Genomic DNA, 23,247 nt, shown 5'->3' on the forward strand with positions numbered 1-23,247 from the left:
GCCGCTCCTACAGCAACGTGCCGAAGCAGTTACGACGCACCTCTTCCATATCACGCTTGAGCAGCGGATTGTTAAGGATGATTTCTTGAAGAAACTCGGGATCGACGCCGTTGACGCGGCACACATAGTCGTAGGACACGGCACCATTCCAGAACTCCATGATCCAGCCGAGGGTCGCCCTGTAGTCTTCCATCTCGAACCGAGCTTTCTGCTTTGGCCTGAGGCGGTCGCTGAGCAGCACACAACAGTCCATCAACGACTCGGGCATCTTGTCGCCGCGTCGACTATCTGTTGCCAGGTCGATCAGTGCGTCTGCCATCTGGTCGCGAATGTCCTGACTCCAGTCAATCGGATCGGGAAGCGGGTCCGGCTTCGAAGGTGTGACGACGATTGCAGCTTCGCCGCCGAACATGTCGAGCTGCCATGCAGCCACGTTCGTTTGCATGAGATTGCTCCGTAAAACGGAAATCCCATGCCCCTGAACGGGATGGGTTCCCGTTGGGGTGAAGGTGCTGGACCTCCCGAGGGAGATCCAGCGATGACGGCGTTCGACTAATCGTCGGTGCCGGTTTTTAAAGGAATCACAACCGCAGACTTTGCGTATTGACGCTTCGGAACTGCGGCTTGAATCGGTTGCGGCTGCGGTGGAACTGCCGCCGATTGAATCGGCGCCGCAGCAGCCGGAGCGTTCTTCGCGTCAAGCGGAGCACTATCCGACTTGGCTTTCGAGATCTTTTTCTTGATGTACGTGCCAACAGCGAGCATGACGAAAATCGCGACGAAGAAAGACTGCGCGGCGATGTAAAGCAGAAAACTTGCTGCAAGCAGCTTCAACAACAACTTCGGTGAAAATTCAAAAGAGTGATCCGGCATTTTTCTCTCCAGAAAAATTAACGCACAAGGGGCTGGCTAGATGAGGTCTAGCGATTTCGATGCTCGAGACGAGCAGGGAAAGCCGGCGCGCGGAGAGGCGCTTTCGTCACGACTCAGAGCAAGACGTGGCGAAAGCGTTCGGCGGGCAAAAAGAGAGACTGGATGGCGAAGCGCGCGGAAGGCGCGCACGGCGAGAGCCGAGTTTTCGCGGATCGATGCGTGGGGAACGCGGGGATAGACACAGATTACGCGCGTGGCAGGCGCACGTGCGCCTCAATGCTCACGAAATCACGGCCGCTTTCAATCGCAATGGTTCTTTGGCGCACGGCGGATGTTCATCGCAAAAACCGCTTTAGGTGCCCTTCGCTCCAACATGTTGAAGGTCAAAACCCAGAAAGCTCGCGAAAAAACGAAGCTTTCCGGGTTGCGGTGTCTTGACTTCGGTTTAGAGCTGACAGGCTGTGCTTATACCTACAGCAGGAGTTCTCATGTCCTTTTCGTTCATCATCATCGCAGCGGGCCCCTCTATATCGCTTGGCGCGTAACCCGAAAAAGTCGACGAGCAGGTCGCAATCCGAACAACGGGTCGGCCCTGCCGCCCACCCGAGCTCAGCAATCCGGCGAACTCGGCGAGCAGCGTACACATGCGGCGCTGCTCGAAGTGCTGCCTCAACTCTGCGGCCAGGATTTCTATCTGCTCGAGGGTGCGCTCATCGTCGAGCACGCCCCGGGGACGGCCTTCCCGACCGCGGAGATCGACCACCTCGCCATTACCCCGTTCGGCGTGTTCGTCTTCGAGACCAAGAACTGGTCCGGTCACATCTCGGCGTCCGAGTCTGATGACCGGCTGGTTCGGACCATGTTCGATGGCACGCGCGAGCTTCGCAAGTCGCCGCTCGCGCAGAACCGCTCGAAAGTCGCGTTTCTCCGAAACCAGTTGCCGCCGTTCTGGCCCGTGAGTCACGCCGGCGTCTTTACGACCGAGAACGTGGCGATCGATCCGACCTTGCCCCTCAACCTCATCAAGGTGGCCAGCCTCGCGCAATGGTTGCGCACCGAGCGCCAGAAGTTCGGCAGCAGGCGACCTGTGGACGTCCGGCGGGCTAAAGACGGTGTGCTCATGTACGCCGATCTGGCGCCCGGCGCGATTGAGCGTCACCAAGAACGCGTACGCCTCTCGCCGTGAACCCTACCAATTTCTTTCTAAAAATTTACAATTACCATAAATTTCTCCGAAGGTTGGCCGATAAGACGACTGCTAGCCAAAAAAGCCGTGGCTTTTTCTTGGCCTTTCGCCGGGTGCGCAAAGTACTGCGTTATGGACTATGCGCAAACCTGATCGATCTCGCAATCGACGCAGTCAGCCCACGTCGAGCATGTTTGCCCAGGGCACCGCCCCTTGGCCGCGACGGTATGCAGGACTACTTGTGCGATAGCCGCGAGCACGCATGTGTGCGGCGAAAGCTGCATGAAAATCGCAGCCTTTCGGCCCGCTCCGCCTCGAATGGCGGCGTAATCTGGCCATCAACGGGCGATCTGGTCGTCACCCTTCGACGTGCCGAACCTAAGTACTGGAGAACATATGAGTAAGCCGCAGAAGCACCTCGCCGTTATAGAGACGAAGTCGCTCGATAGCGACCTCGAATTTGATTTCGAGCTTCCAGACCCGGCCTCTGCTTCAGCAGAAGTTTTGCTGAAGACAGCGCATGACGTATTCGGCACGACCAATGCCGAGTTTATTGGCAACGTCGTGCATGCCGCGCTGCAAATCAAGGCCTCACGCGATCGAATCACGCGTGAATTGATCCTGCTGGGCGCTCACATGTACGAGATTTTTAACCTCGCGCAGACCGAGCAGATTACTGACCATGGCGATACAAGGGCCGTGCGCAACCGTGCTGCGCGCAATGCCTTTGATTTCATCCAGCAGGCTTTCGCGCTCAAGCGTAGTTCGACGCGCCTCTACATGAACTGCTACAGCAAGTTTTCCGATAACTCGGATGCATTGGATGTGCTGAAAATCAGTGAGTTATCGCTGCTGCTCAAGGAGTCCATTACCGACGAGGACGTTGCGGCAGTCGTGGAAGCTCGCAAGGCAGACTCGAACATGACGCGGGCCGAAATCAGCGCGTTGATCAAGAGCCGTGAGCAGTTGAAGGCCCAGCTGCGAGTCAAGGACGATAGCCTCGACGCCATGGAAACCGAGGTCGCCGCGAGCGTGGGCAAGGCAAGCGACTTCGAGCGCGAGAACCGTCGGCTGCAAGAAGAAATCCAGACGCTCAAACGGGCCCAGGCCGCGCGTAACGAAGAACTCGCCCAAGCTCATTCTGACGGTGCTCGCCGCAGCGCGTCCATGTCAGCCATGCAGAAGACTGTGTCGGACCTGACGAATGAAGTCGGCCGGCTCACGGCACAGATCGCCGAGCACGAGTTGGCTGGGCCAAAAGAAATCCAGGTAGAGAAGATCGTCGAAAAGATGCCCGACGGCATCGTGAATATGGAAAACGCCATACGAGCCAAACTCGACGAGTTGGCCGCCGCCAAAGAAAAGCTTGCCGCGGCGGAGAACGAGTACCAGACCCTCGAAGAAAACAAACGCGCGCTGCGCGCAGAGATCGATGCGGGGGCCAAGGCACAACGCCAACTCGACGAACTATTACAAGACTGGTCCAAGTTTTCGGCGAATTTCACGTTGACGCAGCTTGCGGTCCTGGCCGATGGCGATACCGTCCGATACCGACCCACGTTTCAGGCACTGGTCGACACGGTACAGAAATTTCTCGCAGAGATCGAAGCGGCCGCCAACTTCAAGCAAGCCTGATCGGACCACCGGGAAAAGGGCCGCGCGTAATGGGACCCGCGCGCGTCCATGGCACACGACAGACGAACAAACCAAGCCGCGAGGCAGATCACGAAGGTAAGAAATAACAAGTGAAAAATAACTTCAACAGCACCGCAGAACTTCAGATCCAGGATTGGCTTCTTGAACGCGTTCAACGCACAAACTTTATGCTCACCGATTTCATGTCGGTCACGTTGAACGCCCACCCTTCGGCAAGCGTCGCGTTTCAGGTCACCAAAGAGGATCTGGAGCACTCGCGAAACAACGAGCAGTCGCTGTCTATCCTCATGAACAAGCCGTTCCTGGTTCTCGCCCCTAGCTTGACGAAGCCCGACGACTGGCGATGCCTGGTGGACAACAAAGTGCGAACGGCCGCAGTGTCAGCCCTGCAGGAGGCGATGCCAGAGATGGGGCCTGTAACCCGCACGCACCTGTATCACCACAACCGCCAGTACTTCCAGTTGATCAAGGACGTGCTGGCCATGAACGTACTAGCCGCTCCAATCCTTGGGATCAGCATCGAGTTGGCGGACTACTTGCGAGCAACGTCCATCGAGAAGCTCGAGATGGCCGTGCACGACATCGAGTTTCCGCTGTTTAGATGGCGCTTCAGCGCGCGGCGGTTCTGGAACGACTTCACGGCCGGCTGGATCTCCGACGAGTCCGCCTCGCATCATCTGATGCAATCGTCGCCGATGCGCTCGGGCTCCCTACCCTTCAAAAACGTGTGGACTAGCTTGCGGCTCAAGCGCTCGCAAAACGACGCGTTCGCCTACGCGATGATGAGTCAGGGATGTCGCGCGTCGATCGCCTCGGAACTCTTCAACATCGCGCCCACTACGACGCGACTGACGTACCGGGAGATCCACGGGGTGAGCTCCCCGTGCGGCTGCTTGCCGACGTCATTGACATGGTATGTCGAGAACCCGGTCAACCGCGTGCAGGCAACGACTTACACGTGGCTCTATAGATGCGCGCTTGCGGCCGGCGCCAACATACCGGAAGCACTGATCGCCGCGAATGACATCGCCTACAAGCTCTTCGGCAAGAAGCTGCGAATTAACCCGAACCGCGCAATCCACTTGACCGGCGTTATGGCAGTGGATCGGCGCCTCACGGTGCTCCCCTGCCGAACCTGCGACACGCAATACGTGCTCTCGAGTTCGGATTTGAAAATCGAGTTCCCCAACACTTTTTCGTGCCCGGTTTGTACCCAATCGATCACTCCGCGCGACACGGACTCCAAACGCAAGAGGAAAAATTTGGCATGAGCGTTTTCGCAACTTCGCCCAGCTTGTCCTTTCCCTTCCAGATAGAAGCGGGCCTTATCGTTTTCACCCCCGACGGGCATGCTCAGTTCGGTTGGCGTGACCTCGTAACCGGCCTGTTCCACTCCGAAGCCGACGGCCAAGCGATCCTCAATGCTGTGGGCGCGGTCGAGTTCATTTCCGACATCACACACTGAACATGGTCGACTTCGCGTATCTGTTCTCCGACAGCGCTGCCTCGTGGCTCCAGGGCCGTGGCGATGGCCGCTTCGCCGCCTATGAGCAGTTCTATCGGCGGGCGAAGGCGGCGGCCGCCGAAACATTTGACCTTGAGGTATCCAACGAAGCGTACCCGCTCTACCTACAGAGCCGGGCACCTTGGCTCATCGGCGTGTTGAATTCGGGCGCGTTCAGGTATCTCGCCATCGTGTTGATCTTCACGTATGCAGGCGCGCTGTTTGTTCCCAGGATCGCGCAGCTTGCCCCCATTCCAACAGGCGTCGTTCTGGCATGCGTATTCATTGCCATTCGTGTGAAGCGACGCAAGCAGAAGAGAGGAGCAATGCTTTTCAATATTCATAGCAACCAGAGGCCAATATGAGAATCGCAGGCGCGCAGTTCTTCGACACGATCCGGTCCGTTATCCAAGCGGAGAAGGCCCGGGAGAAGGAAAAAAATGGAGCTACGGATCCAAATGACGCAAGCGGCGCTGACGACGTGATTACGCCAGAGGACATCGAAAAATCAACGCTTATGGGCATGCTGTTCCCAGTGGCCAAGCCCGAAGAGATTACTGATAACGACGCGTCTCCCGTCGCTGATGTTCAGGGCTCCGCCGGGGTTAAGCCTAAGCCCTGGGATAGCGTCGATATCTACGTCTGATGGCAAATCTGGTCCGTCCAAAAATCCAACGAGTAAGGGGCATTTCCGAAGATGCGCGGCGTCATTCCGCCGTGTCTTGACTTCGTTTTGCGCTCAATAAGATGGACTTAAGCAGATCGCACAAAGCGACTGCAACAACAACCTACACGGGGTTACGAATGAACAACAAACAAACGATTTCCAAAATGACCGCGCTGGCAATGGCCGCCGCACTTGCTCTTGCTGCATGTGGTGGCGGTGGAGGGGATAGTGGCAGTACCGCCCCTACTCCCGTCGCGGACACGTCGGCACCGACACCTGAGACGCCCAACGCAAGCGTTCCGCCCCAAAGCAGCGTCCCGGCTCCGACCTACGATGCAGGATCGGCCCAAGCCGCGATGTTCCTCGCGATCAACGCGTATCGCTCGAACGTCGGTGTTGGCATGGTTAGCCAAGACGCAAATCTTGATGCCGCAGCTCAAGCACACGCGCTCTACAACCAAGTCAACTTCAACAGCGGTGTCCTTCAGGGCCTCACCCACACAGAGGATGCGGCTAACCCGAGCTTTTATGAGGCCACGCCCTATCAGCGGGCGCGTAAGGCCGGCACGGCGGTAAATCTTTGGGTCAGTGAGGTCGTTGCGGCGAGCTATAGCCCCGCGAACAATCGCACGAGCGACGGAGACGACTGTGCAGGCCAGTGGTTAAATTCGGTCTACCACCTACAAAGCGCCACGGACAATTCAACCTCGGTCGGCTTTGGCTATGTAGCACCGGTGAGCGTTCAGAAGGCGCTCTTCTACTGTGTCGCCAACTTCGGCGCAGTGTCGTCCCCCGCTCCCGAAGGTCCAGCATCGTATAACGCAACACCGTACGACGGCGGCCAACAAATTGCGGCTGGAGCAATTGTCCATGCACCATTCGCCAACGAGTCTAATGTTCCGCTCGCCATGGAACCAGAAAGCCCCAATCCAGCGCCGGACGTGGCAGCACCTGGTCGACCGATTATGGTTCGAGTGAACGCTCAGAAAGGAAACATCCTAACGGTCAATTCCTTCCAACTAGCAGATGCGGCAGGAGCGGTTGTTCCCGCACGCGTTATCGTGGCACCGTCAGCCGTCGCCGGCTCAAAGGCTGCGGCGACAGCAGACGTGAACGATTACCTGAGTGCCGGGGTCGCCTTTCTGTTGCCGTTGGCACCTTTGGCTGCAAACACCGTCTATACCGTTACGTTTACCGGTGCGCGGGATAGCGTAGCAATGGCCGCCACGTGGCAATTTACGACAGCAACAAAGTGACGCCAGCGAAAGCCTCGCGATGAATAAAAAAGCGCTCTCGGGCGCTTTTTTCATGTACCGGTTCGGTTAATTGACGGTCCCGTCACCGCTCGCGCCGTATCCGCCCCATCCTTTTGCCGAGTTCCATAAATTGGCCACCCGGTACATCGGCGTCATTTCAGATGATCGCTGGTACGACGAAATAGTCTTTGCCGAACTCTCGCGCGGGATAGGCGTAGAGAGGCGTATTAGCGATTCGTTGCTCTCACTTCAACCGTTGAAAGCCAACACCACATACACCGTGACGTTCAGTGGCGCGCGGAACGGTACCCCCCGTTCGCCTCAGGCATGGAACTTCGCTACCGCCGCTAACTAAATCGACAACACCAGCTCAAAACAGAAACGCCCCAAGGACCTTGGGGCGTTTTTACCTTTGGTCTCAGGGCTGTGGCTTAACTACCGCCGCCACATCCCACACACGGGGCCGTAAGCCAGTCCACAAAGTAGGGGTTGTTGTAAGGCGGGACGAACTCGCCAGTGGACTTCAAGGTGCTACACACAACCATATATCCGTTTCCTGTTTGATAGGAAATGGGGTCCTGCCATTGAGGCCCAACACTGGTGTCGTGATAAGTTTGGAAGGCTGGTCCTGCTTGCGAATCAAAAGAATATTGGCGTGTAACAGGGCCGAGCGTGATCCCGTCTTGAGCCGCTCTTGCAGTGCACAGCGCTGTTGCCTGCGCAACCGGATCAATGGGCGGCCGTGGTAAATCAACAGGTGCAGGCGCGAGACAGACATACCGCAGCCCGGACTTAGTCCATGACGTACCTGGTGCACAACCGGGCGCTATTGGAGGATTAATCGGGTTCTGGTACCACTGGGCATTCACGATCGTGGCCGAAGCGAACAAGGCGAGCGCAACACAAGCGCGAAACATGGTGTTCATTTACATCCTCATTCTTCTCAATTGTTCGCGAAAGTGCATCCAACATCGATCTCTGCCTGGAGGCCGAGCCGATCGGGCACCAGCGAGTTATTACCATCGGCTAATACGTTGTAGATCTGCAGAACCCACTGGCTTCCGTTCGAACCCATTTGATAGCTCGCTCCGGAGAGCGGTGGATTGCTGTTCGCGTAGTCGGTCGAGATCGTCGCAGGAATAATGCGATACCAGGCTGATCCGCCGGGTCCGCACGCGGGAGGAGTCACGCCCCAGCCAGTGTAGTAGCCCACATAGACAGCGTCTGTCGTCATGTTGCCGACGAGGTTGCTGATGGGGGTCCAGTTCCCGTACTTGTTGCACACCCACATCTGGTTAGCACCGCGCATCGTTACCGTGTTCCATGCACAGTTAGCCGACGCGGGGTCGATATTCATGACCGGCGCGGTGACAGTTCCCGACGAATTGATGTTGCCAACCTGCTGAATCGGTGCCGCCCCACCGGCCATGTCCAGTACGAAAAGACCGTTGCTACCTCGTATTGCTGCACTACCGTTCTGGTCGCCATAAAGACTGACGCCGGCAGAACCAATCCTCAACGAATCGCCATTCGCAGTCAGCGTCGCGGTTGGCGCGTTGATACTGGAAGAAGCGTAGACATTGCCCACGCTCAGATCGGCCGCCGCGGTGCCTGCCTGGTTTTGCAGATAAAGCGCGCCATTGGTCCGAATTGCCGCGTTCACGCTGTCGCCGTAGTAGGTCGCACCCGCGCCGATCCTCAGGCTATTTCCTTCCGGCAACGTGAGTGAATTCGCAGTGACATCCTTCGCGTTCTGGATATCTTGATTGTTCGCATTCATCGTGCCGGTGAGCGGCAAAGCTCCGTCGCGCCGGTAGTACGGTGAATTGCCGTCAGCCCCGAAGCCGTTGATAGCCAGGACCGTTCCGGCCTGCGCTGCCAATGGATTCGTTGCGGTCCACTGCCCGCTAAGACCGGTTATCGTCGCAGGGTTACGATTGGTTGAGTAACCAAACTGAGAGCCGCCGGCCGCCGCGAGAATCCCGGCACCGGCGATATCCGGCGTTCCACGACTCAGCAGGGGCCGGTTCGAATACAACTGCGACGCGATGTGACACGTTCCAGCGGCAACAGAGCAAACGCTTGGAACGACCGTAAGCGTTATCAGATAGCTTCCACCCCAAAATGGGCCGCTGCGAAACGTGACCCGATCGTTGCTCGACGCCGACAATTGAGCGATCGTCGGCGCAGCGAGGGGCGTGGGCGACGTCTGCGAGAAATTCGGTCCCAGCACGGCCATCAAATTGCCGTACTGGGCCGTGATGTAGCTCCCGAGCGCTGCGTTGATCGAAGCCTGATTCTGGCCCTCGATCTGCAGAAGGTTCGTGTGTTTCGCCGCGATGTCTTCCTTGATTCCCTGCATCGTCAGCAAGGCCGATCCGATCAAGACGATCATCATCTCAAGGATGCTGAACATTTACGCGCCCTTATCCCTTACGTCCGCGACGTATAAAGTGACAACGTCGCAGTGGATCCGTTAGCCGCGCATGCGGTCGCGGCCGTGGAACTCAAAAACGGTGTGGCCGGCGCAGACACCACCGTGCCGTTGATCGACACCTGCGTGTAGACGGTCGAGACCGCGGCAGCGCTCATTGAGCACACGGTCGAAGGAACTGGATAGGCCAGGACGATCGAGTCGCTCGCCGTCACCAGCGTGCCGATCGAAATCTCCAGCGCACCGTTGAACAGCCCCTTCACCGCAGACTTGTCGGCTGCCAGCCTCGAACCGGCAGCATCAAACGCATGGTTCTGAGCGAGAATCTGCAGCGTTTCGGCCGAAAAATCCGAGTCGTTCTGGGTCGCGTTCAGAATGCCAGTGTGGAACATCTGAACTTCGCTCTTGAACTGATTTGCGTGGATCAGATCAAGCACGTACTTGCCGCCCGCATAGACCGCGAGCGCAACCAGCGCCGCGCCTGCCATCACCGCACCCGCTTCAATCATCGACAGTTCGCCCTTCTGCTTGCGCCGACTTGCGACCTTTCCTGCGAACGTGCGCCGCGGTTTATCTTTTTGCTCAATCATTTGATTTCCCTTCCTTTATTGAATAGCGACAGCGGGCGCACCCGCAGTCATGCCGATGGCGCCGGTCATCACGTATGAGCCGATCCCGACGGTTAGAAACAGCACGGCCGCGAAGCCGAGCAAGACGTAATGCGTGATGCGAGCGCTGCGTTTGACCAGTTCGACCACGCTATCCAGCGACTTTCGGCCCAGATCCTTGATTGCATCCTCGAACTGGTCACGCCCCGCTGCATCGGTAATGGTGTCAACGATCACCAACGAGAAGAGGCCCGTATCGAGCGCGCGCATCGGTTCGTCGGCGCGCACTGTCAAGCGTCGGCTCATCGCATGCAAATGCCACCGCAGCCAGGGATCGGCCGTCTTCGTTAGTCGGTCAAGCGCCGCACGCAGCGTCAGGTTCGAATCGAAGAGGCCTGCAAGCGAGACGATCAGCAACGCTGCCCGCAAATCCCGGCGGTTACGCCACAGCAGCGGCATGCCATCCAGCCGATTGCGAAACGGTCCCGTCCAGCGCTTGAGGGTGGCGAAGTACGCGAAAACAAGCCCGGCCACGACTGTGGAAGAGAGCCACCAATACTCGTAGCAAAACGTGTCGAAGTAGTAGAGATAGCGGCCCACGTCCGGCCACTGATCCAGCGGTTTTGAATCGAGAACCTGCGGATAAATCGCCCCACCGAACATCATGCAAAAGGCGTAGAGGTAGATCAGCAGAAATGCTGGATACGCCATTTGCAAAGAAGTGGTCGCAGCCAAGACACGTTTCGCACTGGCCGCCATCTCAGCGAGTTCGAAGCCTCGAACCACCGCATCTTGTTGTGATGATTCGTTGGCGATGTCGAGCAGTGCGTACTCATCGCCCGGCACGAAGCGCTTGATCGCGGCCGAGAAGCTATCCCCACGTCCCATCGCGTCGCGCATGCGGGCGAATATCATCCAGACGAGTTTCTTGCGCTTTCGATTACGCTCTTCCAAGGTCGCGAGTCGCTCAGAAAGCGTTTCTGTATTGCGAAGGCCTTTCTTCGCAATATCAAGACGTGTCTCACGGTAGAAGTTTTCACGCACCGCCAAAAACCGCCAGCGCGCGAAGCGCATCTGGCCACTTTCCGGAAGCATCGTCAGAAGTCGATAAAACATAATCTCTCCGGCTAAGCCATCAACCCATCGACGCCGGGCATCACGCGGTACTGCGCGAATGACTGCATCGACCGGTTAATGAATTGTGGGTCAATTAACCCCTGCGAAGCCTTGTAAAGAGCATGTTCATAGAGCGTCTTTCCAGTCATGTCCGCATTATCGAACCCCGTCTTTCGTTCACCTCGCCAAACTCGGCGCGCGCCCTCCCAATCCCGTACCGAGATTCGGTCAAGAAATTCGGGGGTTGGGCGATAAAGTTCCGCGACAAGCGTTGGCCGCTTGGTGCCGCCGGCGACCTTCCCGTTACGCGTGAACAAACCATCGAGGCGGCAGTGCGTGCAGCCGTCCATATTTCGGCAGGCCATCTTGCTCGTGTCGACGCCGAACTTCGAACGCAATATCTCCAGGTCGGGCAGCGACATCACGTCTTCGGCGGGTATCTTGCAGTGCTCGCATAGGGTTGGAATCAGCTTCTGATTCCCCACCGCATTGATAAAGCCCTCGGCGGCCAATTCATCGATCGGCAATTGCAATCGGCCACCGGCCATCCGCATAATCGCGGCAATCACATCACCCGCATGCAGGGAGAACCGGACCGGGTGACCAGTCAACGCGAGTTCCGCGACAAGACCCATCACAACCTTGTCGCGGACTTCGCCAATGGTCAGGTCGTCGGGATCTTGACGCATCAAAGTCCGAATCACTTCCGCGTACTTGCGGTTCGCCTCACCGTCCGTTTCGTCAGGCCGACGGATGATTGAATAGTCGGACAGCCACGGCATCGGGTATTCCGACGGCTCGTTGACTGCAAACTGTTTCTTGAGATCGCGGTCCGGGAGCATGTAGGACAGCGCGCGCAGCGTCGTGGTCTTCCCTGACCCGGTCTCGCCGGTCAGTGCAGTGACCCCGCCACTCACATAGTTGAGCGTGTCTATGACTGCGAGCTGGCTTGCCTCGTAGCCCATGTCCTTGGGCAGCAGCACCTTATAGTTCTTGAAGTTGCCGTCCAGCAGCCGCAACGCCACGTCATAGCCCCCGACCAGCGGCGAAGACTGCCAGCGCAGATTGACGGTGTCAGTCTTCACCACGAGCGGGATCATGGCCGACTGCGGAGCGCTCGGCTGAAAACTGTTGCCCGAATTGGTGTTGCGCTGGACCAGATCGCTGTATGCCGCGAACAGTGCGCGGCGAACGATCGCCTTGGGCATGTGACGGAAGGTATACAGGTCGCTGTTCACACGGAAGCGCACCTCGACTTCACCTTGAAAGTCGCGCGGCTCAAAATGCACGTCGCTCGCACCGTAGGCGTGAGCTGCTTCAATGATGTCGCGGAAGTTGCCAATCGCGCGCGACGCTTCCCGTATTCCTTTCGACAACGCGACGGTCTTACCTGCGTATACGGCAGCGATAACCGCTTCGCTCGCGACCATTTCCTCGCGAACAAAAACGTCATTGTTAGCGAGGTCTTTGATGAAGGTAGCGTACTGCGCCCTCTCGCAGAACTTCGCAGTGGCCACTGAAATCGCGATGCCTGGCTGCAGCTCGAGCGCGATGAATTCCTTGCGGGCAGCCGCAGGAATGCGCAAGGCTGCATCGTCGTCCGCAGAGGTCAAGATTCGCTTGTAATCAGGGAGAGCTTCGGCCGAAACCAACTCTGGGCGACCGGACTCGGCGATGAAGGAATCTGCCTCTTCGACGAACTTTTGGTCTTCGACAGTCTCGAAGCTGTTGCCTTCGGCTGCGCCCGTCAACTCGGTTGCTTCGTTTAAATCCGAGCGCGTCACGGCTGCCGCTGGCGGAACGCTTGACGTCGGCGGCGAAACCGCACCCGGAGCGGGCGCAACAGCTTCGATCGACGGCTCAGCAGCGTGACTACCTACGCCAAAGTGTTTGGCAAGATGCGCGGCGGTTGTACGCGCTGCGAATTCCTCGACCGACGCCCGGTCGAAATCGACAGAGGGGGACTCCCCGCCTGTTTCCGGAATCACGGCGCGGGGTGGCGAGTATTCGAGAGACGACAGCTCAGGCGTTGTGTCCTTCACAGTCGAACTCTCAACGTCCTCGACGTCATCGGCGGTAAGGCTACGGCCAAGGAACGAGGGATGCGCCTTTACCGGCCTCGATGCTTTAGACAGGTACGGCTCCGCCGCCGGCGCCGACTCCACTAACGTTGAATTCTTGGGCGCGCGCAGACGCTTAAAAAAGCTCGACCGAGCTTCCGGTTCATCGTTTTCAATTCCGCCAAATAGACCCATGATTTACTTCCCAAAAGGAATCAGAACCGAAGCACCACCCTTCGCCGGTGCGGGAGCGGGCGCGCCACCGCCAGCGATCGGAAAGGCAGGCGGCAGTGGTCCGCTCAGATCGTTGATCGCCTGAACGCTCGAGCTATCGACTGACACGACCGGGGCTTGCGCAGCGATGACTTCAGTCCATTTGCGTTTGCCTTCCGAAACGTTCACGACGAAACCATCCACGCGGCCTAGCACCCAGCCGTTCAACAGCTTCGAGCCCTGCTTGGCCGGGTAAATCGCGCCTTGGTAGTCGTAGAGAGCGTATGAGCCGGACGCATCCGAATAGGCACCAACGAACGAGACTGCAATAGACCGCTTGAGCGATGGAGATGGCTTTTGGACAGGGGCTTTTTGTGCCGACGTGTCCGGTGCGGGTGCCCCGGTAAGCGGCGCGTTGAGCCCGACGCCCGCAGCGGGTTTGGACGCATCGTTCGACCTGCGCATGGAGTCGACAATGTTCTGACGAGCGAGCCCGTCGATATCGTCGAGCGTGAGATGTTTTTCTTGCGCGTGAACGCCCGCCGACAGCGCGAGCGCGGTGAAACCGGCCAGCGCGGTCTTATTTGAGAACATAGTATTTTCCCTTCGCCGTGAAATGAACGCCCGTGCCGTCTTCCTTCAACTCCACGTCGAGGGTGTCCAGCGCCATGTTGCTTGGCAGGCGCTCAAGGAGCGCGCTTTGCCACTTGTATCCGTTGATCACCCAGACTCCTCGCTGCACGAGCGGTCCGTGCACCTCCCCCGGCAACGGTTGCCGGGCAAGCAACCCCTCCGGTTCCTTGATGTCTACGGTGTACCCGTGGCTATCAAGCGTGTCCGGATTAACCGATAGCTTCTGCGGATCAGTTTGAAGCGCCTTGATGAGCGCCTGGCGCGTTGGCCACGTCTGCTGCTCGTTGAGAGCGACCCGCTCAACGATCGGAATGTCGGGCCCTCGCGTGTCCAGGTGCAGACCATCGGGGTTGAATACGATCGGCCGGATCGAGGACGGTGCCCGTGAATCGAAATCCTTGAAGGTGCCGCCCTTGCGCTTGTACGTGACAGAGCACACGCCCACCGCTCCGCAGCTCGCTTTCGAGAACTGCCAGCCCGAGGAATTGCTTTCCTGACTGCCAAACATGGCGAGCAGCTTCGGTACTAGGACCGAAGCCAGTGGTGCAGGAGCCGCCATCGCACGGATAACCGCGGCCTGATAGTCCTGCATATACGTCGGGGGCGGCGCAGGTGGCGGAGGTGGCGGGTTCATGATGTCGATCGCCTTGCTGACGCCAAAGAATGCCGCGCACGCGATCACCAGAAGCGGAATGAACGTCGGCACCCTGATTGGGATCTTTTTGATCAGGCCGACTTTGCGCGCGGCGAGCAACTCGCGCACTTCGAACGTCTCGTCGACGTCATGCAGTTGCGCTCCGTACCCCAGCGTCACGAGTTGAAGGCCGGACTTTGCACACTGATCTTCGATCGAATCCCGCCGATCTGTAAGCGCCACCAGCGCAACCTCTTCGTCTGCGGTAATGGCGCCGCGCACGACGAGAATCAGGTGAACGTGCTGTTCGTTCTGGATCAACACCAGCACGGCAGGCCGGCTGCGCACCCGCTCGAGCAAAGCAACGCGAGCGGCGGCCGAATAAAGCGTTAGACCTTTGCGCTCGGTTACATCAGGCGCGCAGAAACCGCCAATCGTTTCGCCTTTCGTTTTCAGTTCGACGTAATGGGTCGCATCGAACTCCTCCGCGTATCGGCGTCGTTCAGTCGCCGCCCCCTTGATCGCGTATGCCCGCCATTCGAGACCGAAGACGAGACGAGCGTCCTTTTCACCCGGAATATTTTCGAAGTGCATGCCCGGGCTCACATTGACGGGACAACGGTCGCGGTCAGCATGATGACCTTGAAGGTGCGGGACTTATTCCACGCCCCGCTCGCCCCGCCAATCCCGTTATTGCTCGCGCCGTCGTTGTGATTCGTCACAGCGCCATACAGGACGACCGTCTGGCCATCCGACAAAGCGATGGTTTGATCGTCCTTGTTCCCGATGATGTCCGGCAACTGGATGGTTTGCAGCGTCGCGCCCGACCCCGCGCTGATGGTCTGGAACGGACCGTTCAGCTTCGAGCTATCGCTCCAGTACGAGAGCACGATCTGGTTGTGATCGTTCACCGAAGGCAGGATGTTGACGAAATCGCCCACCGTCACTGAACCCGGCTGAAGACCGACCGAGCCGCCCGAGGAGCCCGTGAGCGAACCCGTCCCCGGTGTCGTCGAGGCGAGATAACCCTTCGTTTCGAACGAACCCACCGACACGGGCAAGCCGTTCAGCGTGAGCTTCGTTTGCGTGCTGTCGTCAATCGTCTTGCCGAACGTATTCAAGCCGTTGATGACGGCATTGGTGCCGCTCAGTGGCGCGTTGGCGCGCAGCACGGAGAGCCCAACGGAACCAGCCGATGTCGCCAGCGAAGTCGGCGAAGCGAAGCTGATCGCGTAGCGAGCCAGGCCGTCCGAAATCTTGTTGAATATGATGTCCGCATTGATGCCAGCCTGCGAGCCTTTGTTCATGTCAATTTCGAGCGTTCGCACACGCAGCGCTACCTGACGCGTGGAAATCGCGTTCTCTCGGGCAAGCATCATGCCCATCCGGTCCACCGCTTCCTTGGTGTCGCGCACGAGCACCAAACGACTCTGCGGATTGACGACAACCTCCCCCATGGGCGTCTTGAGCTTGTTGAGCATGGTCTCGATCGTGGCCATCTGATCGAAGTTGCCATCGCGCCCGGTTTTCGTCACGGCAGAGAATGAACCGGTGTTGCCACCGGTGCTTCCGGTCCCACCCGCCGACTGATTGCCGGTCGAAGTGTCCGTGCCCTTGGACATGGTGGAGTTAAACGAAACCTTGCCCGGAATGGCCGCGATCGTGAACGTCTTGGTGACAAAACGCGAGATTGCGATCGTCGTACCGTCAAACGTCCAGTCCAGACCCAGGTCTTCCGTCACGCCGCGCAGGTACTGCCCGACCTTGCAATCGCACGACTGCCGATAGATCGGCTCGACGCTTGTCTGATCACTTGTGCTAGCCGAAAGACGGGTTGCCTGACCAGCCGCTGTCGAACTCGGCTTCGGAATCAGGGCCTCTCGCGGAATGAATACGTCCGGACTCAGGTGCACCGGATAGCCGGTTGCGTTCGACACCAGCGTACCGATCTTCGTAAGCGGCAAATTGGGCGGAAACGTAACCGTCTTTTCGCGGAAGATCGCCGGCAGCGTCGCTTCATAGGCGACCGGTACGAGGCGATCGCCGAGGAAGGCAGTCAGTACCTCCTCCACCAATTGCATCGATTCCGGACCACTGCCCATCGCATGAGTGGCGTCGGCGTTCGCCGCATCGTACGCACGATTCACGTCCATCTGCGACACAGCGCACCCCGTCAGTGCTGAGGCAACGAGGAGAGCGACAGCGGTCTTGAATTTGGTATGGCGCATAGGATCAGTCTTGGCAGTTAGCGGCGCGTGCGACGACGCGGATTACGTTGTTGGTGTGCTTGCAAACACGTGTGGGTGTGCGCATGTGATTCGTTGCCTGCATGACCTGCGTGAGAACCGACTTGAAGTCACCCGAAAAGGTCGCGTTGAACTCGAGCGGCAAGTCGTCGTCGATCTTCCAGGCCAGTTGCCACCCCTGCACTTGCAGCCAGCGATCGAGCGCGTTACGCAGGTTGATGTCCTGCGGCGTGATCGCTATCGTGAGCACGCCCGTTGGTGCGGCCGCAATGCCGGTAGAAGGCAAGACCACGGGAGCTACAAGGAGGGAGCCGTCAGATGCGGACGTTGGCACAACCACTGTCGCGGTGGGACCCGTAGCCGGCTTCGGGTTGGACGGCACAGACGCGACCGGCGCTGCGGACAGCATTTGCCAGCCATCGCCGGCTGGCGCCACGATGCGCGATTGGTCGGGGTCGATCGCCGCCGCGCACACTGACGCGACGGTGGTGAGCGCGAATACTGCGAATAACTGCGCGACCAGACGGGCGCATCGGTGGCTTTGGATAGTGATTAATGGCGTCATGAGGTTCAGTGCGCAGTGCGTTGAAGGCGGCGATAAATGGCGTTGGCGTACACGATTTGCTTCTTGGTCGAGACCGCGTTGTAGGCCCCAATCGCTTTCCATGTCGCGCCAAACTGCTTGATGTTTGAAGCGAGAATCCACGTGCCGACGTAGGCGTTCACGCACGCATCGAACAAGCGCTCGCGGGAAATTCCATAGCGTGCGAGCTTGGGCAACCAGGACGAGTTGATCTGAAAAAGTCCCACGTCTTCTGAGCCGTCGCGATTGGTGTTGATCGCATTGGCCCGCATGCCTGACTCGTGTTGCGCGATCGCGCGCACCAGTTGCGCGTTGACCCGGTGATAGCGCGCGGCGTCGTCCAGGCAGTCAGCCCGGCACACGCTTGCGGCCGACAGCACGAGTGCGAGCAAGACGGCACGGATCATGACTTCGGCCTATCGAAAAAGCGCACGTCACGCTTGCGTATGACGTTCACGACATTGCCGTCCGCGTTGACGATGAACTGATCGGCCGTACCGCTGAACTTGTAGTACCTGCCCTTCTGTTCGCCAGAACCTAGATTCCGCGCGTCCGACACCGTGACATGTCCGACGGTCTCTGAAAATTTGAAGAACGTCGCGCCATCCTTATCGAAGACTGCCTCGAGCGACGCCGAATTGGCGGTATCAAACTCGTAGACGGTGCCGGCCACGCGTGCGACCTCTACCTGGTCGGTCCCGTCAGAAAAAATAGAACGATCAGAGCGATTGATTGTGAGGACGTTCGAGGCATCGTCCCACTTCGGTTTGAGCGAAGCGCCGGCCGCATCGACAACCTTCAACTCCTTCGATGGCTTCGACGCGAACCGAATTTGCACATGCGTATCGTCGCCGTCCCGGATCGCGAGCGCGCCGAACTTGCTCGCAAGCAAAGAGTCGCGCAGCGGTCCGTTGTTTTGCGCCGCGATCGCCTCGATTGGGTCGCTGGATGACGCAACTGCAGACGAAGCGGACGGCGCGACGTAATTGACGGCGGCGGACTTCGGCGCCATCCGCCGCAGGCTCACGTGCCGCTTGTCAAAATCGACATCGGCGTACAGATCGGTGCCGATCATCAACCGGTCCAGGGATTGCATCCAGTTTTCGCCGTCGCGGGTGGCGAAGCTGGAGGTGGCAGTGAGATCCACCTCTTTCTGCGCAGAACCCGTCCAGCCTTGCGGTACCAGCGCTTTGACAAGCTGCGAGAGCGCCAATGTCGCACTGAGCGCACGCGTGCTATCGAGGCGAGTTCGCGTGCCGATTAGTGCAAGGCGATCGGAGAATCCGACAAAGCCGGATGGCAGGTCGCCGTTGTTCTGCGCCCCTGGCAAGCCTTTGCCGCCCATGAAGTGATTGGCCCTCTTCCACTGAGCACTCGCGCTCGAACCATTCACGGTGTAGCGGATCGTCTCCGGGGTGCCGGATACAACGATGTACGGTCCCTGATTGCGCCCGCCCTCTACTTTGAGGTCTTGGCCAGCGCGCGGTTGAACATACGTCGCGTCGCCATCGTTGAAGACGAGGGCAGGACGTTCCAGAACGTTTCCGGTGATCTCATAATCGAAGTCGAACGGATCGGTGCTGGCGGCTGTCGCGTGCAAAGCGGTAGCCGCCAAAGCGAGAGTGAGGAGCGTGTGCTTCATAGGCCGCGATCGATCTGTGAGAGGTGTTGCTCGAAGCGCGCGAGGTATTCGCGGCCCGGCTGTGGATTGGCGCTGTGGTAGTAGGCGACGGCCTTCACAACCGACTTCGTCCTGCGAAAGTTCTCGTTGAGAATGTCTTCGGCTGCGCGAATATTGTTGGCGGGCGCAAGCGCCTCCCACGGCGAGGCGAAACGCTTCGCGTGGTAGCACCAATTGATCTGCATAAGGCCGACGTCGAAATCACAACGACGATCAGCGAGCAGCACACGGATCGCGCGGTGGGCGTCGTCGCGACTGCGAAAGTAGAAACCCTTTCCCGCGACGTTGAGCGTCCACGGCCACGCCCGGCCCTTGTAGGCGGACTCGTTCAGAGCAATGCCCGCGAGGATTTTTGCGTCAACACTCGAGCGCATCGCATCAAAGGGAGCTCGCGCGGATGCGCACGCCCAGCCCCCGCGCCGTTCGGTCATCGCAGCCTGGGCGTCATCGTCAAGCACGCGCGGGCGCAACCAGCCATCGCGAATCAAGGCCTTCTCGAGCGGCACCGCAGTACCGTCTACGACCACGCTCGGCATCTGATTGCCCCCGAGCGAGATAGCCTGCCCCTCAAGACGCGCGGCCCATTTGGAAAACGGCTTCATGCCGCAGTCGTAGACGGGAGAACCCACGAGGCTGAGTATCGAGCGCGAGCCCGCATCGGCCACGACAACCTGCGTGGGGCTGATGATCGATTCAATGGTCGCGGCGTGAGCGAAGGAGGCGCCGAGCAACAAAGCCACCATGAGACTTTTACTCATGGTACGGCTCCATCACGATGTCCTGCGTCACCTGGATCAGGAACTTCTGACCAGGTTCGACGGTAATCGTGGGTTGAATATTCTGGTTCCGATTCAGGACCGCTTGCGCCGTGGTCGCGGCGACCTGTCCGGCGGTACTGCCGTATGTGGTCACGCCACCAGGACCAGCCGTGGTGCCCGTCGATGAATTCTTGTCGAACGCCTGGAACAACGCGGCGGTAATGAATGCCGCGCCGAAGATCTTGATGAAATGGTTGTTCACATCGCCCGAGAACCCGGCATATCCGTTTTCGTCTGCGCCCTGCATGCCGTTCATCGACACGCTCTTTCCATTGGGCAACCGAAGCGAGGTCGAAGCAACGAGCAAGCGCTCCTGTCCCACCTTGATGTCCGAGCTGTACGCGCCATTGATGAATGCGCCTTTGGGCATCATCAAGCAGTCGCCCGTGAGGCTGTCATAGACGTCTTCATCGACCATGAGGGCAACGCGACCGGGCTTGTCTGAATTCAGGCCTTCAATCGTCTTGACGTGGATGTTGTGCGGCGGCGTCAGCGTGCACCTACCGGCCCGGCCCTTGAACGTGGTGCGCACGATGCCGCCCTGCCCGGCTGCATCCTTCAGAAATGACTTGTCGCGATCTTCGGGCGCTTGACCCTGCCGACCCAACGCGAGTGCCAACTGGTCCGCCGCGCTGCCATTCGCGGCGGCTGCTGCTTGTTGTGCTGCGAGCATTTCCTCGGGACTTTTTACGCCGTACGGCTGGCCCGTCGCGCTATCGAGTGCCGCCTTGTTACGTGCGGCGTTCTGCTTGAACACCGAAGACGTATAAACGTTGTCTTCCTTGTTCCTGTCGCTCAAATTATTCGTACCGGGCTTTTCGAGCTCCGACCGGAAGTCATCTCCGGTGAGGATGGGTTTCGCTGCGGGGCTCGTGGCGGCTCGCGCAGCCGATGCAGCCTCCGCGTCAGCGCGAGCACGCTGGTCGCGCACGATGCGATCCATATCGTCGACGGGCGATGCGTCGGCGGTGCCGGCCTTCAGCATGGCAGCCTTGTTCTCCTTCGCCTCGGCCTCTGCGTTGTTCGATCGCTTGAGCTCGTAGTAGAACGCCATGGTTCCAATGAGCACGGCCGCGGCTAACCCCACGCTCATCAGCGCGTTACGCGGAAGCTTGCCTTTGACGAGGGCTTTTTCTTCGTCGCTCGGAGACGGTGTTTGATTGGCCATCGTGCTCAGAACAATCCAAGAATGCGGCCACGACCGCGCTTGACGGTCACTTCGTCCTTACCTGAGACGAGCACCACTTCATCTGAAAGTCGCTGTAGCACGAGGAAGCTCCCGCGCCGGATAAAGTTGCCCACCAACAGGTCGCCGTGCTCCTTGATCATCGGAACGGGCCATGACTGCGCGTTGGCCGGCATGCGCATCCAGATCGCGTGACCATTGTCGAAAACCACTTCGGGTTTGAACTCGGCGTTGCCGCTGATCGCGTAGTCCCAGTTGAGCTTGTCCGGGGACACGCCGGTGCTACCTGACTCGACGTCGCCAGTCGCGCCGTTATCCGTGCTCTGACGTGAGGCTTGCCGATCGGCGACCTTGGCCATCAACGACTGTGCGTACTGGAAGCGCACGGTTTGATAGAAGAATCCGCCGGCCGGCGACGAGATCAGCGTGAAGTCGTACTCTCGCTTGTTCGTTGTGATGTGAAGGGTGTTGACCAGTCCAGCCTTGTGCGGCTTGATGAACACGTGGTTCGCGCCATCCGTATCGATTTCCCACTGAACGCTGTCGCCCATTGCGGGCTCGCCCACCAATGCCTCACCCTTCTCGAACTCGATCGTGGTCAACTTGAGCGGTGCCGAGAGAACGCGGTAGATCTGATCGCGGCTGTACGGAAAAACGCCAATCCGCGCGTCATCAGGCATCGTCATGGGATCGACGCCACCATTAAACGGATTGACCGGACTCATCGGGTCGGCCGCGAGCAGCGCGAACTGCCTTGACTCGAGCGAAGACTTCTTAGCCTGTGCTAACACTCCGGCGCTCAGCGCGAGCGCGGTGAATCCAACGACGGCAAGCGTCGCGACTCGGGTACCGTTGACCATCGATCTCATGAGCTTTGCCCGGTCCGCTGCAGGACGAAATACGGGACGAAAATGCCGAAAGCGTTAGCCGTCAACGCTGCGTCGGCGGTCGGGGGAACGATCTGGTATCGGATCGTCAAGGCGAAGGTTTTGACGTCAGGCTTTGCCGTGGCCGGCCCTTGCGACGTGGTTTGAGTGAACTCGATGACCGCTGTCGAGTCTTCGAGCAGTGAGACGCTTCGGACCTGAACGTCACGAATGAGTTTGGGATTGGCACTGATCGCCTGGAATGGCGCATCGGAGCGCAGCCAGTCGGCAAACTGATTCACGCCCGCACCGATCATTTGCGCTTTGACCGAATTGATGTTCTTGGTCATACGCGCCGTTTCAAGGCGATCGGTGAGAATCGGCTCAATCGTGAACCAACGAACTGCCATTTCCTTGAAGCTGGTGCGCAGCGCCTGAGAATCAGGCTTGTAGGCGACGAGTTCTGTCGTGATCGGATGCCCGCCTACATCGGCAGATACACCGATCACTCTCGTGACCGAAGGCGGAGGTTGGCGTGTCCATACCGCACCAGCCGCCACGATCGCTAGGACGAATGCAATGAGCTTCCAGTGGTCGGTCTCGATGTTCAGCCGTGTGCTGGTTTCGAAGATGATCTTGCTGGGATCTTCGTCGGCATACATGCCGGGAGCCGTGGCGAGCGCGGCTCGCCGCTTGTTCTTGAAAAGACGCATAACAACCCTTTTTGGATGCGTCTATTGAAACAGCGGCGAGCACGGCGGAACTTGGCGAAAGAGTAGCTATTTTGTGAAGCTTTCACTGGATGTTGGAAGGAGCAGGAGACCGAATGAATGCTGATCTGTCTCGCGTAACGAACCCGCGGCTTCGAGCAAAACTAAGCTCCAGCCCAACATGTTGAAGGCCCCAGGCCGGAAAGCTCGATTAAATGGCCACTCTTTCATGGCCGTTCACAGTCAAGGAAATAGTACGCTCCTCGGAACGGGTCCTCGGTTTCTAATGCTAGCGCAGGTCAATTGAGGTAGGTTTG

General features: G+C 58.7%; 23 protein-coding genes. 7 read left to right on the top strand and 16 right to left on the bottom strand.

Features of this window, described 5'->3' with window-relative positions:
• Positions 1 to 7: 7 nt before the first annotated feature.
• Entirely contained in the window at positions 8 to 445 is a 438-nt protein-coding gene (locus ACSQ36_RS45795; RefSeq protein ID WP_436187424.1) for a hypothetical protein, read from the bottom strand.
• Between the two features lie 107 nt (positions 446 to 552).
• Positions 553 to 873, bottom strand: a complete 321-nt coding sequence (locus ACSQ36_RS45800) for a hypothetical protein (protein ID WP_436187425.1) — start codon at positions 871 to 873, stop codon at positions 553 to 555.
• Between the two features lie 331 nt (positions 874 to 1,204).
• Between ACSQ36_RS45800 and ACSQ36_RS45805 the strand changes: the two genes are divergently transcribed.
• The 7 genes from ACSQ36_RS45805 to ACSQ36_RS45835 all read left to right on the top strand — a co-directional run bounded on the left by ACSQ36_RS45805 (position 1,205) and on the right by ACSQ36_RS45835 (position 7,142).
• A complete protein-coding gene (locus ACSQ36_RS45805; protein WP_436187426.1) occupies positions 1,205 to 2,059 on the top strand; it encodes a nuclease-related domain-containing protein in 855 nt (284 codons plus the stop codon).
• A gap of 396 nt (positions 2,060 to 2,455) precedes the next feature.
• Positions 2,456 to 3,694 carry a hypothetical protein gene (locus tag ACSQ36_RS45810; protein WP_436187427.1) on the top strand — a complete coding sequence of 413 codons (1,239 nt, stop codon included), beginning with the start codon at positions 2,456 to 2,458 and terminating at the stop codon, positions 3,692 to 3,694.
• Positions 3,695 to 3,804: 110 nt separating this feature from the next.
• On the top strand, positions 3,805 to 4,986 hold the full coding sequence (locus tag ACSQ36_RS45815) for a FlhC family transcriptional regulator (protein WP_436187428.1): 1,182 nt from the start codon (positions 3,805 to 3,807) through the stop codon (positions 4,984 to 4,986).
• Positions 4,983 to 5,180 carry a hypothetical protein gene (locus tag ACSQ36_RS45820; protein ID WP_436187429.1) on the top strand — a complete coding sequence of 66 codons (198 nt, stop codon included), beginning with the start codon at positions 4,983 to 4,985 and terminating at the stop codon, positions 5,178 to 5,180. Before ACSQ36_RS45815 ends, ACSQ36_RS45820 begins: the two co-directional genes overlap by 4 nt.
• Before the next feature lie 2 nt (positions 5,181 to 5,182).
• On the top strand, positions 5,183 to 5,584 hold the full coding sequence (locus tag ACSQ36_RS45825) for a hypothetical protein (protein WP_436187430.1): 402 nt from the start codon (positions 5,183 to 5,185) through the stop codon (positions 5,582 to 5,584).
• Positions 5,581 to 5,865 (top strand): hypothetical protein, encoded by a 285-nt coding sequence (locus tag ACSQ36_RS45830; RefSeq protein ID WP_436187431.1) that lies wholly within the window; start codon positions 5,581 to 5,583, stop codon positions 5,863 to 5,865. The genes ACSQ36_RS45825 and ACSQ36_RS45830 overlap by 4 nt, the downstream gene beginning before the upstream one ends.
• A 158-nt stretch (positions 5,866 to 6,023) precedes the next feature.
• Positions 6,024 to 7,142: a CAP domain-containing protein gene (locus ACSQ36_RS45835; RefSeq protein ID WP_436187432.1), complete on the top strand. Its 1,119-nt coding sequence runs from the start codon at positions 6,024 to 6,026 to the stop codon at positions 7,140 to 7,142.
• A 943-nt stretch (positions 7,143 to 8,085) separates the two neighbouring features.
• Here the strand turns inward: ACSQ36_RS45835 and ACSQ36_RS45840 are convergent.
• From ACSQ36_RS45840 to ACSQ36_RS45905, 14 genes are read right to left on the bottom strand one after another with little or no spacing between them, the layout of a single operon-like run.
• A complete protein-coding gene (locus tag ACSQ36_RS45840; protein WP_436187433.1) occupies positions 8,086 to 9,558 on the bottom strand; it encodes a hypothetical protein in 1,473 nt (490 codons plus the stop codon).
• 17 nt (positions 9,559 to 9,575) lie between these two features.
• Positions 9,576 to 10,166, bottom strand: a complete 591-nt coding sequence (locus ACSQ36_RS45845) for a hypothetical protein (RefSeq protein ID WP_414967921.1) — start codon at positions 10,164 to 10,166, stop codon at positions 9,576 to 9,578.
• A 15-nt stretch (positions 10,167 to 10,181) separates the two neighbouring features.
• On the bottom strand, positions 10,182 to 11,300 hold the full coding sequence (locus ACSQ36_RS45850) for a type II secretion system protein (protein ID WP_436187434.1): 1,119 nt from the start codon (positions 11,298 to 11,300) through the stop codon (positions 10,182 to 10,184).
• An 11-nt stretch (positions 11,301 to 11,311) separates the two neighbouring features.
• Positions 11,312 to 13,555 carry an ATPase, T2SS/T4P/T4SS family gene (locus ACSQ36_RS45855; protein ID WP_436187435.1) on the bottom strand — a complete coding sequence of 748 codons (2,244 nt, stop codon included), beginning with the start codon at positions 13,553 to 13,555 and terminating at the stop codon, positions 11,312 to 11,314.
• A 3-nt stretch (positions 13,556 to 13,558) separates the two neighbouring features.
• Positions 13,559 to 14,167: a hypothetical protein gene (locus ACSQ36_RS45860; protein WP_436187436.1), complete on the bottom strand. Its 609-nt coding sequence runs from the start codon at positions 14,165 to 14,167 to the stop codon at positions 13,559 to 13,561.
• Positions 14,154 to 15,434, bottom strand: a complete 1,281-nt coding sequence (locus tag ACSQ36_RS45865; RefSeq protein ID WP_436187437.1) for a hypothetical protein — start codon at positions 15,432 to 15,434, stop codon at positions 14,154 to 14,156. The genes ACSQ36_RS45860 and ACSQ36_RS45865 overlap by 14 nt, the downstream gene beginning before the upstream one ends.
• 8 nt (positions 15,435 to 15,442) lie before the next feature.
• Positions 15,443 to 17,068, bottom strand: a complete 1,626-nt coding sequence (locus ACSQ36_RS45870; RefSeq protein ID WP_436187438.1) for a type II secretory pathway protein — start codon at positions 17,066 to 17,068, stop codon at positions 15,443 to 15,445.
• 4 nt (positions 17,069 to 17,072) lie between these two features.
• Complete coding sequence (locus ACSQ36_RS45875) at positions 17,073 to 17,651, bottom strand: toxin co-regulated pilus biosynthesis Q family protein (protein WP_436187439.1); 579 nt, start codon at positions 17,649 to 17,651, stop codon at positions 17,073 to 17,075.
• Between the two features lie 5 nt (positions 17,652 to 17,656).
• The gene (locus ACSQ36_RS45880) at positions 17,657 to 18,076 is read right to left on the bottom strand and encodes a lytic transglycosylase domain-containing protein (RefSeq protein ID WP_436187440.1); all 420 of its coding nucleotides are present in this window, start codon (positions 18,074 to 18,076) and stop codon (positions 17,657 to 17,659) included.
• The gene (locus tag ACSQ36_RS45885) at positions 18,073 to 19,311 is read right to left on the bottom strand and encodes a hypothetical protein (protein WP_436187441.1); all 1,239 of its coding nucleotides are present in this window, start codon (positions 19,309 to 19,311) and stop codon (positions 18,073 to 18,075) included. The genes ACSQ36_RS45880 and ACSQ36_RS45885 overlap by 4 nt, the downstream gene beginning before the upstream one ends.
• Positions 19,308 to 20,108, bottom strand: a complete 801-nt coding sequence (locus tag ACSQ36_RS45890) for a transglycosylase SLT domain-containing protein (RefSeq protein ID WP_436187442.1) — start codon at positions 20,106 to 20,108, stop codon at positions 19,308 to 19,310. The genes ACSQ36_RS45885 and ACSQ36_RS45890 overlap by 4 nt, the downstream gene beginning before the upstream one ends.
• Entirely contained in the window at positions 20,101 to 21,336 is a 1,236-nt protein-coding gene (locus ACSQ36_RS45895; RefSeq protein ID WP_436187443.1) for a TrbI/VirB10 family protein, read from the bottom strand. The genes ACSQ36_RS45890 and ACSQ36_RS45895 overlap by 8 nt, the downstream gene beginning before the upstream one ends.
• 5 nt (positions 21,337 to 21,341) lie before the next feature.
• Complete coding sequence (locus ACSQ36_RS45900) at positions 21,342 to 22,214, bottom strand: TrbG/VirB9 family P-type conjugative transfer protein (RefSeq protein WP_436187444.1); 873 nt, start codon at positions 22,212 to 22,214, stop codon at positions 21,342 to 21,344.
• A gap of 5 nt (positions 22,215 to 22,219) precedes the next feature.
• Positions 22,220 to 22,933, bottom strand: coding sequence for a type IV secretion system protein (locus ACSQ36_RS45905; protein ID WP_436187445.1), 714 nt, complete (start codon positions 22,931 to 22,933; stop codon positions 22,220 to 22,222).
• Positions 22,934 to 23,247: the final 314 nt, after the last annotated feature.

The sequence above is a fragment of the Caballeronia sp. LjRoot34 genome (assembly GCF_964253815.1).
In the GTDB taxonomy this organism is placed as follows: Bacteria; Pseudomonadota; Gammaproteobacteria; order Burkholderiales; family Burkholderiaceae; genus Caballeronia.

Coding starts and splice junctions, on each gene's coding strand:
- ACSQ36_RS45845 (WP_414967921.1), bottom strand. CDS start 10,166: ATGATTGAGCAAAAAGATAAACCGCGGCGCACGTTCGCAGGAAAGGTC.
- ACSQ36_RS45805 (WP_436187426.1), top strand. CDS start 1,205: ATGTTCATCGCAAAAACCGCTTTAGGTGCCCTTCGCTCCAACATGTTG.
- ACSQ36_RS45825 (WP_436187430.1), top strand. CDS start 5,183: ATGGTCGACTTCGCGTATCTGTTCTCCGACAGCGCTGCCTCGTGGCTC.
- ACSQ36_RS45865 (WP_436187437.1), bottom strand. CDS start 15,434: ATGCACTTCGAAAATATTCCGGGTGAAAAGGACGCTCGTCTCGTCTTC.
- ACSQ36_RS45900 (WP_436187444.1), bottom strand. CDS start 22,214: ATGGTCAACGGTACCCGAGTCGCGACGCTTGCCGTCGTTGGATTCACC.
- ACSQ36_RS45880 (WP_436187440.1), bottom strand. CDS start 18,076: ATGATCCGTGCCGTCTTGCTCGCACTCGTGCTGTCGGCCGCAAGCGTG.
- ACSQ36_RS45860 (WP_436187436.1), bottom strand. CDS start 14,167: ATGTTCTCAAATAAGACCGCGCTGGCCGGTTTCACCGCGCTCGCGCTG.
- ACSQ36_RS45870 (WP_436187438.1), bottom strand. CDS start 17,068: ATGCGCCATACCAAATTCAAGACCGCTGTCGCTCTCCTCGTTGCCTCA.
- ACSQ36_RS45810 (WP_436187427.1), top strand. CDS start 2,456: ATGAGTAAGCCGCAGAAGCACCTCGCCGTTATAGAGACGAAGTCGCTC.
- ACSQ36_RS45890 (WP_436187442.1), bottom strand. CDS start 20,108: ATGAGTAAAAGTCTCATGGTGGCTTTGTTGCTCGGCGCCTCCTTCGCT.
- ACSQ36_RS45830 (WP_436187431.1), top strand. CDS start 5,581: ATGAGAATCGCAGGCGCGCAGTTCTTCGACACGATCCGGTCCGTTATC.
- ACSQ36_RS45885 (WP_436187441.1), bottom strand. CDS start 19,311: ATGAAGCACACGCTCCTCACTCTCGCTTTGGCGGCTACCGCTTTGCAC.
- ACSQ36_RS45905 (WP_436187445.1), bottom strand. CDS start 22,933: ATGCGTCTTTTCAAGAACAAGCGGCGAGCCGCGCTCGCCACGGCTCCC.
- ACSQ36_RS45840 (WP_436187433.1), bottom strand. CDS start 9,558: ATGTTCAGCATCCTTGAGATGATGATCGTCTTGATCGGATCGGCCTTG.
- ACSQ36_RS45795 (WP_436187424.1), bottom strand. CDS start 445: ATGCAAACGAACGTGGCTGCATGGCAGCTCGACATGTTCGGCGGCGAA.
- ACSQ36_RS45855 (WP_436187435.1), bottom strand. CDS start 13,555: ATGGGTCTATTTGGCGGAATTGAAAACGATGAACCGGAAGCTCGGTCG.
- ACSQ36_RS45835 (WP_436187432.1), top strand. CDS start 6,024: ATGAACAACAAACAAACGATTTCCAAAATGACCGCGCTGGCAATGGCC.
- ACSQ36_RS45800 (WP_436187425.1), bottom strand. CDS start 873: ATGCCGGATCACTCTTTTGAATTTTCACCGAAGTTGTTGTTGAAGCTG.
- ACSQ36_RS45820 (WP_436187429.1), top strand. CDS start 4,983: ATGAGCGTTTTCGCAACTTCGCCCAGCTTGTCCTTTCCCTTCCAGATA.
- ACSQ36_RS45895 (WP_436187443.1), bottom strand. CDS start 21,336: ATGGCCAATCAAACACCGTCTCCGAGCGACGAAGAAAAAGCCCTCGTC.
- ACSQ36_RS45850 (WP_436187434.1), bottom strand. CDS start 11,300: ATGTTTTATCGACTTCTGACGATGCTTCCGGAAAGTGGCCAGATGCGC.
- ACSQ36_RS45875 (WP_436187439.1), bottom strand. CDS start 17,651: ATGACGCCATTAATCACTATCCAAAGCCACCGATGCGCCCGTCTGGTC.